The following is a 14,536-nucleotide window of genomic DNA, read 5'->3' on the forward strand; positions in this document are numbered from 1 at the left end:
CAATAACATTTTTTATTTGCATAGCCAATAAGCTATCGCATATGCTGTCATTATGGTTGGGAGACGCAAGGTTATAAACCACCAAAACAAAAAGAAGTATAGAAGCGTGACATCTCATGGGGGATTAGCATGTCACGCATCTGTACCTTGTGGTGTATGTGAAAACAAGGATGTTGATTTTATAAATTGGCGTTTTGCTAGTTGGAAGAATGTAGCGATTGCTTTATTTAATTTATTTTTGCCTCGCGCATGTGCAGGCTGTGATACTCCAGATTATATATTGTGTGAAAACTGCAAGAAAGCGTTGCAATGCTGGAAACGTGCACCATTTGCCAGAACAGTATGTGGATATCGCTACGCGTGTGGTTCGTATTCTACGGTTGTTCGCCGCTCAATATTATTGTGGAAGGATCATTTCGATATTGCATGTGACAAAATATTTGGTGAACTTATTGGCGATTTAGTAGTAGAAGTTATATCTAAATTTTTGCGCTCGCATTCTTGTTATATAAGTGAAAAACCTATATTTGTTATACCAGTCCCGTCGTCTAAGCATTCATCAAGGCATCGTGGACGTAAGCATATGTTGCCTGTTGCAAATTGTGTTGCTAAACGATTGTGTAATAGTGGCATTAGAGCATACGTTTTAGATATTGTAAGTATGGATGCTAGAATTACTGCGAAATCAGTGCAAACTTCCGGTTTTCGCGGAAGGTCTAACAGAATTTCTAAGGCGTTTAGCATCGATTTTAAAGAATTGAGAAAGCAAAAGTTTGAAAATCAACGCGAGTACAAAGCTATTGTATTGGATGATATTGTAACTACTGGCTCAACTATGAATAGCTGCGTTTCAACTTTACAGAATAGTGGAATTACTGTTTTAGCATGCTTTTCTTTAGCATGTGTATGCAATAAGGATAATCGTACAGCAAATTACAAATGTTAGTTTGCTATTGTATTGCTATAGTTTAGCGGAAGCGCAATTTCAAAGTTCGGACCGCGTTTATCGTCTACTACTTTTACAGTTCCATGGTGCAATTGTGCAGCCCAACGAGCAATTGATAATCCTAATCCTGTTCCTCCTGATTCTGTGCCAATTCGCTGATTTCCTTTAACAAATCTTCTGAAAATATCGGCGCGATCTTCTTGAGGAATTTGTTCTCCGAAATTCACAACATTGCATATTACAGAGTTTTGGCTGTGATTAATATGAGCACTTATAAGAACACGAGTTCCATCGTCTGAATGTTTTAGAGCGTTAGAAATAATATTAGTAAAAAGTTGCGAAAGGCGAGCTTGATCTCCTGTTAATTCAATCTCATCATTAATTTGAACTTCAATATTATGATTATGACCTGAATCAGCTATTTCTAGTGGTTCGATAATTTCGTCAATAAAGTCTGTGAAATTAAATGAAGTTATATTAAGGCTTTCCGCGCCTGCTTCAACTCTAGATAAATCAAGAAGGAAAGTAATAAGATCAGCAAGTCTATGAGTTTGGTTTAATATAGCTTCCATATTAGATGGAGTAGGATCAACAACTCCGTCTGCAAGATTTTCAAGCATCGCTTGTAAAGCAGAAACAGGAGTGCGCAGTTCGTGACTTACGTTTGCTATAAGCTCTCTACGCATTTGATCTGCATGTTCAAGTTCTTCTGCCATTTCATTAAATGCAAGAGTTAATTTACCTACTTCGTCACGACGATTTTCTACAGCAACTCGCACAGAATAGTCGCCGTCAGCCATAGCTTCTGCAGCATTTTTCATTTGACGAAGTGGTGCTGTAAGTCCTCTAGAAAAAATGTATGTAATTCCCAGAGCAACAATAAGTGTTAATGGCATTGCAATCCAGCCATTTAGACCAGTTTTAAGTAAAAACCATGCCATTACGAAAGCAATTGCTGTTGCAAAAACAATAATTGCCGAAAGTTCAATTTTTAGAGATGAAAAAAATCCGACAGGTCGATTTGGATAATTATGCTTTACAGAAGAATTCGTAAATCGCATTTTTGACTTATTTTTAAGTTGAGCATTTGAGTTTTTATTTAATAAATTACGTTGTTTAGTATTTTTATATTGCTCAGAATTAGCATTATCTATTTTATTTTCTAATACCATTTACGAATTTTCCGAAGCTAAAGTGTTGTAATTATTTACTATTTATGAAAGTAATAATTATTTACTATTTATGAAAGTAATAATTATTTATGAAACTTGTGATTGCAGAACTTTGTCGTAATCACTAATAGGTGGCTCGAATGCGTATCCTATTCCGTGTACAGTACGAATCCATTCCGATCCAATTTTATGTCTCAAAGACTTAATGTGTGAATCTACTGTGCGAGTTCCAGAAGCATCCGGCCAATCCCACACCTCTTCAAGTAACTTTTCACGCTTAAATACAGTATGAGGATGACGAGCTAGAGTAGCGAGCAAGTCAAACTCAGTTGGTGTAAAATGTACCTCTTTGTCGTTTAAAGTTACAAGTCTTTGACGAGGTCTAATAATAAGTGACCCAAAATTAATTGTGCGTTCATGTTCCATTGTCTTTGCTATTTGCGATGCGCGTTCTACGCGTCTCAGCAATGCTGCGCAACGAGCAATTAACTCACGTGGCGAAAATGGTTTAGTCATGTAATCATCTGCGCCTGCGCTTAAGCCAACAATTTTATCGGCTTCTGCGTCGCGTGCTGTTAACATGAGGATAGGAACAGGCATTTTGGAGATAATTCGTCGAGTTGCTTCAATCCCATCCATAATAGGAAGCATAATATCCATAATTATGAGATCAGGTTTTAGTTGTTCGGCAGCTCTAACAGCAGACGCTCCATCTGTAGCGACTCTTGCTCTCCAGCCTTGTGCAGTAATGCGTTGTGCAATTGCTGTAGCAAGATCTGGCTCATCCTCAACAACGAGAATTGTACGAGCATTTACGCTAGCTGATGGAGCGTTTAGCATATTTTAAAAAGACCTTTCAGTGTTGTACTGGCTTCAAGAATACCGCACCTAACGCTGGAACAGTGATTCTTGCAGAGTATGGTCGAGAATGATACTCTGCAGCAGTAGCAGTGAATGTGCCGTTGTGAATATTAGATCCGCAATACTTTGCATCATCAGTTGTGAGTATCTCTTCCCACTGTCCGTCTTTTGGTAACGCAACCTGATAGTCTTGCCAAGCTTGACCTGAGAAGTTTACTACTACAACGATTTCTTCTCCGTCGTCGCCAATACGCATGTAGCTTAAAGTATTGTGATCGGAATCGTCGCTTGTAAGCCACTGGAAACCATCAGGAGTAAAGTCTTGACTCCAGAATGCACGAGAGCTCTTATATAGAGTATTCAAATCTGCAACAAGCTTTTGCACACCTTGATGGAACGGCCATTGCAGCTCATTCCAGTTAAGCGAAGTATTGAAGTTCCATTCGCTGGACTGTCCAATTTCTCCACCCATGAACAGAAGGTTCTTGCCTGGATGAGACCACTGGTATGCAAGCAATGCTCGCAATCCTGCGAACTGTTGCCATTCGTCTCCTGGCATCTTTCCAAGTAACGAACCCTTACCGTACACAACTTCATCGTGGCTTAATGGCAACACATAATGCTCAGAGTATGCATAAACCATTGAGAATGTAATTTCGTTATGATGCCAACGACGATTAATTGGTTCCTCTTTAAGATATTGCAAAGTGTCGTGCATCCAGCCCATATTCCACTTCAAGCCGAATCCTAAGCCGCCCATATCGGTTGGTGCAGTTACGCCTTGATAAGCAGTGGATTCCTCAGCAATCATCATGATGCCAGGATTATTCTTATATGCAGTTGCGTTTGCTTCCTTAATGAAGTCAATTGCTTCAAGATTTTCGCGTCCGCCGTAGATGTTTGGTCTCCACTGTCCTGCTTCACGGCTGTAATCCAAGTAAAGCATTGAGGATACTGCATCAACGCGCAACGCGTCAACATGGTATTCATCAAGCCAGAAGCAAGCATTAGCAACCAAGAAGTTACGAACTTCATGACGACCAAAGTTGAAGATGTAAGTACCCCAATCAGGATGCTCGCCTCGCATAGGATCAGGATCCTCATATAATGCTGTGCCATCAAAACGACCGAGTGCAAAGTCATCCTTAGGGAAGTGAGCTGGAACCCAATCCATAATGACGCCAATGCCTGCTTTGTGGAGTTTATCTACCAAGTACTTAAAGTCATCAGGGGAGCCAAGGCGAGAATCTACTGCATAATAACCCGTTACTTGATATCCCCAAGATCCAGAGAATGGATATTGTGTCAACGGCATAAACTCGACGTGAGTAAAGCCTTCTCTTTGCACATAATCAACTAAATGATCAGCAAGTTCGCGATAATTACCCAAATCGCGATTCCAGCTGTTAGCTTGTACTTCGTAAATGCTTATTGGACCATTGTGAGCATCTGTTTTTGCGCGCTCATCCATCCAATCAGTATCGTGCCACTTAAACTCAGAATCAACAACAACAGATCCTGTGTTTGGTGGAACTTCATGAGAGCGCTCCATTGGATCGGCTTTCATAATCCAATTGCCAGATTGTGTAAGAATTTCGTACTTATATACTTCTCCTGCTGTAACTCCTGGAATAAAAAGTTCCCAAATGCCAGAAGAGCCGAGTGAGCGCATAGCGTGGCGACGACCATTCCAGTAATTAAAGTTACCAACTACGCGTACTGCACGAGCATTTGGTGCCCACACTGAGAAAGCAGTACCAGTAACTTTCTTTACCATCTTTCCAGTTTCAGGAGATATAAGTCCCCATGAATCTGTTATCGTTTTGACGTGTGCGCCTAATGCTTCCCAAAGACGCTCATGACGACCTTCTCCAAATAAGTACATGTCAAGTTCGCCAACTTGAGGCAAATAACGGTAAGGATCATCATCTGTGGACTCAGAACCGTCTATTTCCACAGTGTAAACGCGATAACTAGGAACAGACCAAGACTTTGTTTTTGTATGCTTTACTGCAGGAATAACAGCTGTAAAGATGCCGTTATATTCGTGTTTAGCTTCGTATTCACCGTTCTTAGTAAGAATAACAACTTTCTTTGCCATAGGGCGCAATACGCGGACGGTTACAGTGTCGGCACCTTTGCCAGTTCCAAGGTGACCTCCAAGAACCTCATGTGGATTGTAATATTCTGCATTGCTCACCGCAGCTAATACATCCTGTCGGACTGGAACTGCGACTGCATCTTCATTGATGTTAGTAACTGTACTCATGCTGACTATCATACATGCTTTATTGCTGTAAGTCGCGTGTGTTTCGCGCTATTGTGAAAAAAATATGAAAATTTTTTCAAGTCGTGACCTTATGGGAAACTGTTATGAGTTTTTCTGTGCATACGGAGGGTTCTGTGGAATATCAAGTCGGCGATATGGTCGTCTATCCTCGTCATGGTGCGGCTCGTGTTGAAGAAATTAGTGAGCGCACCGTAAAAGGTGTAACTCGTCAATATTTACGATTGGTAGTGTTATCATCTGATGGTTTAGAAATTAACGTACCTGTCGATAATGTTAAAAAAGTTGGCGTGCGAGACATTGTTGGAGCGCAAGAAGTTGCAAAAGTTTTTGAGATTTTGCGTACTCCAATAGTTGAAAAAGAGATGAATTGGTCTAGACGCTACAAGCTTAATGTAGAGAAGATTGCTACTGGCGATGTTAACAATATTGCTGAAGTAGTTCGTGATTTATCTCAGCGAGATGTTGATGAACATGGTTTATCTGCAGGAGAAAAGCGAATGCTTGCTCGCGCTCGCAGTATTTTAATTTCCGAAATTGCTTTGTCTGAAAAGATTGATGAGATTGAGGCGGAGCGACTTTTAGATGTGAATCTTGGATACAAGGAGCCTCAAGAAGGCGATGAAAATCACCATACTGTAGCTCCAGAAGAGCCTGCATCGCGAACTTTAGCGCTGTTAGAAGAGCGTAGCAAGAAATCTAAGAAAAAATGATTTGCGATATGCAAAATAAATAAATATTAATTGTTCATATTATTTAAGCCCTTCTAAATGTCGGTATATCGGCGAGTTAGAAGGGCTTTTGCTTATATATTTGCTTACGTATTTATTGTATGTTTTGCTTTTGTTCTTGCTTAAAACAGATAATAAAAAATCCTTGCATTTGTAAAATACAAGGATTTTTATGTTTATAGATTCACCTAAATTTACTTGCCTGGATCTTGCTGACCTTGGTTAGAATTTTTAGGATTAGTATTCTTTGCTACATGTGGCTTCTCAGTGATTGGCTTTTTTTGAGGCTCTTTATCATCAATGTCTTTACGCATATCCTTTGTTGCTTTTACAGCATTATGTAGGTCGTCACAAATCTTCATAATCCATTTATCAAGCTGATCTGCGTATTTTGGCATAAGTTCGCTTACTCGTACTGTAGACGTGTAGCTGCGTCCTGCGATTCCGCTTAGCAAGTTCAGAACATCGTTTCCTTGCTGGCTATCGCTAATCAACACATCAATTTTGCGACCTTCAATAAGCTTCTGAAACTCCTCAACGCTTGAATGTTCTGGTTCATTATTGTTATTTACTGAGTCAACATATTCTTTAGGTGAGCTATCTTTCAAATTGGCATCAGACATTAGCCAGAAAAGAATAGGAGATGTAGAAGCATACTTTGCGTTACCATTTTCTTTAGAGAAATCACTTAAGTAGGTGGTTAATTTCTTTTCCTTTTCCTGCCATTGTGCTAGTCGCTTAGAAAAAGCTTGCTTTTTTGATGGCAAAACTTTGGAGAAGGTGTCAGTCATGGCAGATGCCATAGCATTCCTAGCATCGTGAGAAAACCAAAGATATGGATTGTCTCCGTTAAGTGCTCCTACAGTACCTGCTGCACTAAGCACTTCAGCTTTAGCTGGGTGTACTTTGTTTGCCCAATCATCGTAGCCTGCACCATTTGTAACTAATACTTGTGCATTCTGCATATTTTTTAAATCTTTTGAGCTAGGTTTAAACGACGATATGTCTGTATCTGAACCAGTCATAACTGATTCAACTTTGACGTCAGAGCCACCAATCTCTTGAGCTAAGCTACCCCAGGTGTCAACAGTGGATACAACAGAAATATTTGTTGCAGCTTTTGGTTTTTCTTTTGGTTTTTCCTCAGTTTTTCCACAAGCTGCAAATCCAAGTATTACTGCAGAAGCAATAAGGCATGTTATGGCAGTTTTTCCAAACTTCTTTACTGCACAAAGAACGGTACGCATCACTGTGACTCCTCCCGTGATAATGGTGCGTCGGCGCACGTAAAATTGTTAGTCGACCCATATCTTCTATACTTCACGATAGCCTATCCTTACGAATTGTGCGAGTTGGGAGGAATTTTTTATGACTATTGTGCTAGATGGTAAGGCTTTAGCTAGTAAAATTAAAAAAGATTTGGCAGCGCGCGTTGCTATTTTACATAAAAAAGGCATTAATCCAGGTTTGGGTACGTTGCTTGTAGGTAGTGATCCTGCTTCGTTGAAATATGTTGCTGGTAAGCATCGTGATTGCGAAGAAGTGGGGATTAATTCTATTCGTTGCGATCTGCCAGAAGATGCTAGTGAAGATGAGATTCTTGCTGCTTTACAGAAATTAAATAATGACCCTCTTTGTACTGGATTTATTGTGCAACTGCCATTGCCAAAAGGTATTGATGCTCAAAAAGTTATTTCTTCTATTGATCCTGCAAAAGATTGTGATGGAATGCATCCATATAATTTGGGTGAACTTGTTACGCATATTTCCGGTAATATTACAACACCTTTGCCGTGCACGCCGCGTGGAATTTTAGCTTTGCTTGATGAGTATGGTATTGAACTTTCTGGTAAGGAAGTTTGTGTGCTTGGTCGTGGCATTACGGTTGGGCGTACTATTGGTCTTCTGTTAACACGCAGGGGAGTAGATGCAACTGTTACGTTGTGCCATACTCATACTCGGAATGTTCAGGAGATTATGCGCCGTTCTGATGTAATAATTGCAGCAATGGGTTGTGCTGGTTTTGTTAAGCCTGAAGATATTAAACCTGGCGTTGTTCTTGTTGATGTTGGTGTATCTCGTGTTTTTGATGAAGAGGCTGGCAGATATCGTGTAAAAGGTGATGTTGATTCAGCTTGTCGAGAAGTTGCTGGAGCGTATTCTCCGAATCCTGGTGGGGTAGGTCCGATGACTCGAGCTATGTTGCTGGCGAATGTTGTAGATATGGCTGAGCGAGCAGCTAATTGCAAATAAAATGCGACACGCCCGAAGTAAAACGTAAATTTTGGCTATACCTGTATATAAAATCGACAAAGCGTGTGCATAGTATGCACATGTAGCATAAATACATAATTAAATATCGAGTAATATCCACCCCAAGAAGAAACCACTAATAACTAATGGCAGAGAATAATAACGAAGTCGCCAAGGTTGCGATTAATGATATTGGCACCGAAGAAGACTTCATCAAGGCAGTCGATTCAACCATCAAGAATTTTGATGATGGTGATTTAGTTGAAGGTACAGTCGTAAAGATTGATCACGACGAAGTATTGCTGGACATCGGCTACAAAACTGAAGGTGTAATTCCTTCCCGTGAACTTTCCATCAAAAAAGACGTTGATCCAGATGATGTTGTCGAGGTTGGCGACACCATTGAAGCCCTTGTTGTAACTAAGGAAGACAAGGAAGGACGTCTTATTCTCTCCAAGAAGCGTGCACAGTATGAGCGTGCTTGGGGTGACATCGAGAAGATTAAGGATGCAGACGGCATCGTTGAAGGTACCGTTATTGAAGCTGTTAAGGGCGGCTTGATTGTTGATATCGGTCTTCGCGGCTTCTTGCCAGCTTCCTTGGTTGAGATGCGTCGCGTGCGCGATCTTTCTCCATACATTGGCCAGAAGATTAAGGCTAAGATTCTCGAGCTCGATAAGAACCGCAACAATGTTGTGCTTTCTCGTCGCCAGTTCCTTGAGGAAACCCAGTCCGAAGTTCGCGAAACCTTCCTCTCGCAGCTTAAGAAGGGTCAGATTCGCGAAGGCGTTGTGTCTTCTATCGTAAACTTCGGTGCGTTTGTTGACCTCGGCGGTGTTGACGGTCTCATTCACGTGTCTGAGCTTTCTTGGAAGCACATCGATCACCCATCTGAGGTTGTTAAGGTTGGCGATAAGGTTACCGTTGAGGTTCTCGACGTTGATCTCGATCGCGAACGTATTTCCCTTTCCCTTAAGGCAACTCAGGAAGATCCATGGCAGCGCTTCGCTCGCACTCATGTTCCTGGACAGGTCGTTAAGGGCAAGGTCACAAAGATTGTTCAGTTCGGTGTGTTCATCTCCGTTGAAGATGGCATTGAGGGCTTGGTTCACATTTCTGAGCTTGCAAACCGTCACGTAGAGAACCCAGAAACTGTTGTTAAGGGTGGCGAAGAAGTATTCGTGAAGGTTATCGACGTTGATCTCGATCGTCGTCGCATCTCCCTCTCCTTGAAGCAAGCTACTGAAGCTGTAGATCCAAATTCTGAAGATTTTGATCCAGCTCTCTACGGTATGCCAGCTGAATATGATGCTGAAGGCAACTACAAGTACCCAGAAGGCTTCGATCCAAACACTAACGAATGGATGGTCGGTTACGAGCAGCAGCGCGAAGAGTGGGAAGCTCAGTATGCTGCAGCACACCAGCTTTGGGAAGAGCACAAGGCATTCGCTGCTAAGGAACTTGCGGCTGCAGCTGAATCTGCTGCTGCTGACGGTCAGAGCGAAGAAGCTGAAAAGAAGCCAGCTAAGGAAGAAAAGAAGGAAGAAGTTGCTTCCAACTATTCTTCTGAAGCAACTAGTGAAGGTGCTTTAGCTGATTCCGATCAGCTCGCAGCTTTGCGTGAACAGCTTTTGAACGAAAAGAAGTAGTTTCTACTTTCTACTAGAAGCTTGTAAATAAAACAGTAAGATGCCCTCGGTGAGTAATCATCGGGGGCATCTTGCGTATTGTTGTTCATAATGTTTTACGAGTATCTTGAGTATATTTGACAAGTATTTTATAACTCAAGTTTTGTAATTAAATATAGGTACAATCAATTTTCTTTTAATAATCGTGATTATATGATGTAAAACGTCAATCGTATTTACTAATCGTATTTACTAAAAGGATGGTTAAAATATGAACACTTTGGAAAACAACCAGCAAAATGCTCAGTTCCCTTCGTACGATGGAAATAGTGAGGAGAACACTAAAGCAACTTTAGTAAGCTCGCGCAAGAAAATTGTTGCAGGTTTGCTAGCGATTTTCTTAGGCACATTGGGTATTCACAATTTTTACCTTGGTTTTAAAGGAAAGGCGATTGCACAGCTGCTTATTTCTGTTCTTTCCTTTGGGTTCCTGTTGATTATTACGGGAATATGGGCATTGGTTGAGGGTATTTTGATTCTTTGCTCAAAGCCTGGAAGTAAGTGGCACAAAGATGCTGATGGTGCCGAGTTAAAGGATTAGTGTTTTATAATTATTGTTAATAAACAATGCCCTGGTAATTATTTGCTGGGGCATTATTTATAATTCATATATGACAATGATGCGGATTGCGGTAAAGGGCGGAATTGCAGCTGGAAAATCTACAGTAGTAAATCATTTGCGTTCGCTTGGCGCGTTTGCTATAGATTACGATGTTTTAGCGCGTGAATGAAACTTCTATCGAAGGTGCTTTAGCTGATTCCGATCAGCTCGCAGCTTTGTGTGAACAGCTTTTGAGCGAAAAGAAGTATTTTTCTACTAAAAGCTTATAAATAAGATGCCCTCGGTGAGTAATCATCGGGGCATCTTTTAATATCTTTAGTAATAACGCTTTGATTTATTAATTTTTTATTATACAGTTTTTAAGAAAATAAATTTCTTACGAGAGAAAGTGTGATTATTGTGAGTGATTTAGATAATCAAACTGGAGATTACTCCGGCTCTGACGGACAGACTCAGTATGGACAACCACAGTACAATGATCAGTCCCAGCAGTATAACCAGGCTCAGCCACAATATAACAACCAATCCCAGTATGGTGCTCATACTCAGTACAATGCTCAGCCACAGTATGGTCAGACTCAGTATGATCAGAATTCATATGCTCAGCCGCAATACAATGCTCAGCCGCAATATGGTCAGTACTCTCAGTCTACTCCTCAGTACAATCAAGCATCTTCATACTCTAACTATGGGTCTAATTATTCATCAAACACATACAGAAGCTCTCGTAACAAGATTGCTGCAGGCCTGTTAGCCATTTTCTTGGGTGCTTTGGGTGTGCACAATTTCTATCTTGGTTTTAAAGGCAAGGCTGTTGCTCAGCTGCTTATTTCTATTCTTTCTTTCGGCTTGCTGGCTTTTGTTTCTGGAATTTGGGCATTTATTGAAGGAATTTGCATCCTTTGCTCTCAGCCTGGTTCTAAGTGGCATAAGGATGCCGATGGAGCTGAACTTCAAGACTAATTTTACAATTATTATTTAGCGTATAATGCTCCGGTAATTAGTTACTGGGGCATTACTTATAATTTATATATGACAATAATGCGTATTGCGGTAACGGGCGGAATTGCTGCCGGAAAATCTACAGTAGTAAATCATTTGCGTTCGCTTGGCGCTTTTGTTATAGATTACGATGTTTTATCGCGCGAGGTTGTGAAGCCAGGAGGTTACGTATTTCAGCAAATCGTAAGCATTTTTGGGGAGAATGTCGTTTTGAATGATGGCTCTTTAAATCGCGAGTTTATTGCAAAGCATGTTTTTGGGTACTCCGATGAGAGTTGTGCAAATCGTAAGAAGCTTGAGTCGCTTATTCATCCTGCTATTTATGATTGCGCAAAGCTCTTAGAAAGCAAGTATGAAAGCGAGTATATTAGTAAAATTTCTAAGGAAAATCGCAACGTGTTGGACAGTATAAATTCAGTTATTGTGCACGATATTCCGCTCCTTGCGCAAGTAATCGACAGCATTCCATTTAGTTTTGACCATATTATTACTGTTGAAGCGCCTCAAGAAATTCGCGTTAAACGAATGATAAGCGAGCGAAATATGACTGAGGATCAGGCTTTGGCGCGCATAAATAGTCAGCTTCCTAGTAAAATGCGAAAAAATATCGCAGATTTTGTAGTTGATTCCACTAAACCAATGGAATCGATGCTTAACAGTGTTGACAATACGCTAAAATCATGGTTGTGTGACGCAAACAATAAAAGTGCTGAAATGACGAAACTGGGGAAGTAAAAAACTGGGGAAGTAAAAAACTGGGGAAGTAAAAAACTGGGGAAGTAAATACATGTCGAATAAAATTCAGCGCACAAACAAGCCTTTTGTAGTAAAAGCGCCATACAAGCCTTCAGGAGATCAGCCGCAAGCAATCGACGAGCTGGCTAATCGCATTGAAAACGGCGAAAACGACGTTGTTTTAATGGGTGCTACAGGAACTGGTAAAACCGCTACAACCGCTTGGCTTATTGAGCGTTTGCAAAGGCCTACCCTTATTATTGAGCCGAATAAAACTTTGGCAGCTCAGCTTTGCGCAGAGTTTCGTGAGCTTATGCCAGATAATGCTGTGAGCTATTTTGTGTCTTACTACGATTACTACCAGCCAGAAGCGTATATTCCGCAAACAGACACGTATATTGAAAAAGACTCGAATATTAACGACGATGTTGAGCGTCTTCGTCACGCAGCTACAGCAAATTTACTTACTCGACGGGATTGCGTTGTTGTGGCTACTGTTTCTTGCATTTACGGCCTTGGTACTCCAGAGGAGTATGCCGAGCGAATGCTTATGCTAAGCGTTGGCGAGCAGCTTGAGCGAGACGATTTATTACGCCAATTTGTGAGCATGCAATACAAGCGCAACGATATTGCGTTTACGCGCGGAACTTTTAGAGTGCGAGGTGACACAGTCGAGATTATTCCAGTGTACGAAGAATTAGCTGTGAGAATTGAGTTCTTTGGCGACGAAATTGACAGAATTACCATGTTGCATCCGCTTACAGGAGAAGTAATTCGCCAGGAGAGTAGCGTTCATATTTTCCCAGCATCTCACTATATTGCAGGACCTGAGCGCATGGAGTGCGCGTTAAAGGCGATTGAAAAAGAGCGTGATGAAAGAGTAGCGCAGCTTAAAAAGCAAAATAAATTGCTGGAAGCTCAGCGTTTAGAGATGCGAACTACGTATGATTTGGAAATGCTTCGCCAAGTTGGAGTATGCCCAGGAGTGGAAAATTATTCTAGGCATTTTGACGGCCGCGCGGCTGGCACGCCTCCGCATACTTTGCTTGACTTTTTCCCAGACGACTTTCTGCTTGTTTTAGACGAGTCGCATGTAACAGTGCCGCAAATTGGAGCCATGTATGAAGGCGACGCTTCGCGCAAAAGAACGCTTGTAGAGCATGGCTTTAGGCTGCCTTCGGCAATGGATAATCGCCCGTTAAAGTGGAACGAATTTTTGGAGCATGTTGGTCAAACTGTGTATCTTTCTGCAACGCCTGGAGATTACGAGCTTGGGCTTTCGGATGGTGTAGTTGAGCAGATTATTCGCCCAACTGGCTTGCTTGACCCTAAGATTGAGGTTCGCCCTGTAGAAGGCCAAGTTGACGATTTGCTTGCGGAGATTAAGGCTAGAGTTGCAAAAGATGAGCGCGTTCTTGTTACTACGCTTACGAAGAAAATGGCGGAAGACTTAACTGATTACTTCCTTGAGCTTGGTATTAAAGTTGAGTATTTGCATTCGGATGTTGATACTTTGCGCAGAGTGGAGCTTTTGCGCGAGCTTCGCGAAGGCAAAATTGATGTGATTGTTGGCATTAATTTGCTTCGTGAGGGTTTGGATTTGCCGGAAGTTTCGCTTGTTGCGATTTTGGATGCAGATAAGGAAGGTTTCTTAAGATCTTACCGTTCGCTTATTCAGACGATTGGTCGTGCTGCTCGTAACGTTTCTGGAACTGTTCTTATGTATGCGGATACTGTTACTGATGCTATGAGCAAGGCTATTAGCGAGACAGAGCGCCGCCGCGAAAAGCAAATCGCGTATAACAAGGCTCATGGAATTGATCCTAAGCCTTTGCGAAAGAAGATTAGCGATGTGAACGACATGCTTGCTAAAGAGGATGTTGATACTCAAACTTTGCTAGCAGGCGGTTACAGGAATGCTAATAAGGCTGGGAACTCGCATTATGGCATGCCAAAAGAGCCAAATCTTGGGCAGCAAAGCAAAGAAAAGCGTATGGCGAATATTTCTGAGCTTCCGCAAGACGATATTATGTCACTGATTAAAAATTTGAGCGAGCAGATGCATGTTGCTGCGCAACAGTTGCAATTTGAACTTGCAGCGCGATTGCGCGACGAAATACGCGATCTAAAGAAAGAGTTGCGTCAAATAAGCGATGCTCAAAGTTAGAAAATAACTATTATTCTCAATTATTATTCAACTATTGTTCAAGCATTATCTGAGCGTTATTCAAGTATTATCTGCGATTTTATGTTATTTTCTGTGAGCGTTCACAAAACGCCGAATAAATACAATAAGCGG

Annotated in this window: 12 protein-coding genes and 1 pseudogene; 9 read left to right on the forward strand and 4 right to left on the reverse strand. The window is 41.3% G+C overall.

The window, feature by feature from the left end; translation table 11 throughout:
* Window positions 1-52: 52 nt before the first annotated feature.
* A complete protein-coding gene (locus tag HXT44_RS02910) occupies window positions 53-946 on the forward strand; it encodes a ComF family protein (RefSeq protein WP_102155267.1) in 894 nt (297 codons plus the stop codon).
* Here the strand turns inward: HXT44_RS02910 and HXT44_RS02915 are convergent.
* The 3 genes from HXT44_RS02915 to glgB all read right to left on the reverse strand — a co-directional run bounded on the left by HXT44_RS02915 (window position 943) and on the right by glgB (window position 5,248).
* Window positions 943-2,118: a sensor histidine kinase gene (locus HXT44_RS02915; protein ID WP_004110763.1), complete on the reverse strand. Its 1,176-nt coding sequence runs from the start codon at window positions 2,116-2,118 to the stop codon at window positions 943-945. The two genes, HXT44_RS02910 and HXT44_RS02915, sit on opposite strands and share 4 nt — an antisense overlap.
* Before the next feature lie 87 nt (window positions 2,119-2,205).
* The gene (locus HXT44_RS02920; RefSeq protein ID WP_004110759.1) at window positions 2,206-2,958 is read right to left on the reverse strand and encodes a response regulator transcription factor; all 753 of its coding nucleotides are present in this window, start codon (window positions 2,956-2,958) and stop codon (window positions 2,206-2,208) included.
* Window positions 2,959-2,974: 16 nt separating this feature from the next.
* Window positions 2,975-5,248, reverse strand: coding sequence for a 1,4-alpha-glucan branching protein GlgB (glgB, locus tag HXT44_RS02925; RefSeq protein WP_041160487.1), 2,274 nt, complete (start codon window positions 5,246-5,248; stop codon window positions 2,975-2,977).
* A gap of 134 nt (window positions 5,249-5,382) precedes the next feature.
* Between glgB and HXT44_RS02930 the strand changes: the two genes are divergently transcribed.
* Window positions 5,383-5,979 (forward strand): CarD family transcriptional regulator, encoded by a 597-nt coding sequence (locus tag HXT44_RS02930; RefSeq protein WP_012914048.1) that lies wholly within the window; start codon window positions 5,383-5,385, stop codon window positions 5,977-5,979.
* 212 nt (window positions 5,980-6,191) lie between these two features.
* Here HXT44_RS02930 and HXT44_RS02935 read toward each other — a convergent pair whose 3' ends face one another.
* Entirely contained in the window at window positions 6,192-7,244 is a 1,053-nt protein-coding gene (locus HXT44_RS02935) for a metal ABC transporter solute-binding protein, Zn/Mn family (RefSeq protein ID WP_116994806.1), read from the reverse strand.
* A gap of 121 nt (window positions 7,245-7,365) precedes the next feature.
* On the opposite strand from HXT44_RS02935, the gene HXT44_RS02940 reads away from it, so the two are divergent.
* The 7 genes and pseudogenes from HXT44_RS02940 (at window position 7,366) to uvrB (ending at window position 14,404) form a co-directional block, all read left to right on the forward strand.
* A complete protein-coding gene (locus HXT44_RS02940) occupies window positions 7,366-8,250 on the forward strand; it encodes a bifunctional methylenetetrahydrofolate dehydrogenase/methenyltetrahydrofolate cyclohydrolase (RefSeq protein WP_004110747.1) in 885 nt (294 codons plus the stop codon).
* A 146-nt stretch (window positions 8,251-8,396) separates the two neighbouring features.
* Window positions 8,397-9,899: a 30S ribosomal protein S1 gene (gene rpsA / locus HXT44_RS02945; RefSeq protein WP_012914051.1), complete on the forward strand. Its 1,503-nt coding sequence runs from the start codon at window positions 8,397-8,399 to the stop codon at window positions 9,897-9,899.
* Window positions 9,900-10,149: 250 nt separating this feature from the next.
* Window positions 10,150-10,479: a TM2 domain-containing protein gene (locus HXT44_RS02950; RefSeq protein WP_012914052.1), complete on the forward strand. Its 330-nt coding sequence runs from the start codon at window positions 10,150-10,152 to the stop codon at window positions 10,477-10,479.
* Between the two features lie 70 nt (window positions 10,480-10,549).
* Window positions 10,550-10,666 (forward strand): annotated as a pseudogene (locus HXT44_RS02955) (dephospho-CoA kinase); the annotation flags it as partial.
* Window positions 10,667-10,890: 224 nt separating this feature from the next.
* A complete protein-coding gene (locus tag HXT44_RS02960; RefSeq protein ID WP_004111293.1) occupies window positions 10,891-11,463 on the forward strand; it encodes a TM2 domain-containing protein in 573 nt (190 codons plus the stop codon).
* 69 nt (window positions 11,464-11,532) lie between these two features.
* Window positions 11,533-12,237 carry a dephospho-CoA kinase gene (coaE, locus tag HXT44_RS02965; RefSeq protein ID WP_103013973.1) on the forward strand — a complete coding sequence of 235 codons (705 nt, stop codon included), beginning with the start codon at window positions 11,533-11,535 and terminating at the stop codon, window positions 12,235-12,237.
* 52 nt (window positions 12,238-12,289) lie between these two features.
* The gene (gene uvrB, locus HXT44_RS02970) at window positions 12,290-14,404 is read left to right on the forward strand and encodes an excinuclease ABC subunit UvrB (RefSeq protein ID WP_421783130.1); all 2,115 of its coding nucleotides are present in this window, start codon (window positions 12,290-12,292) and stop codon (window positions 14,402-14,404) included.
* Window positions 14,405-14,536 lie beyond the last annotated feature (132 nt).

Source organism: Gardnerella sp. DNF01198P, from assembly GCF_049244165.1.
In the GTDB taxonomy this organism is placed as follows: Bacteria; Actinomycetota; Actinomycetes; order Actinomycetales; family Bifidobacteriaceae; genus Bifidobacterium; species Bifidobacterium swidsinskii.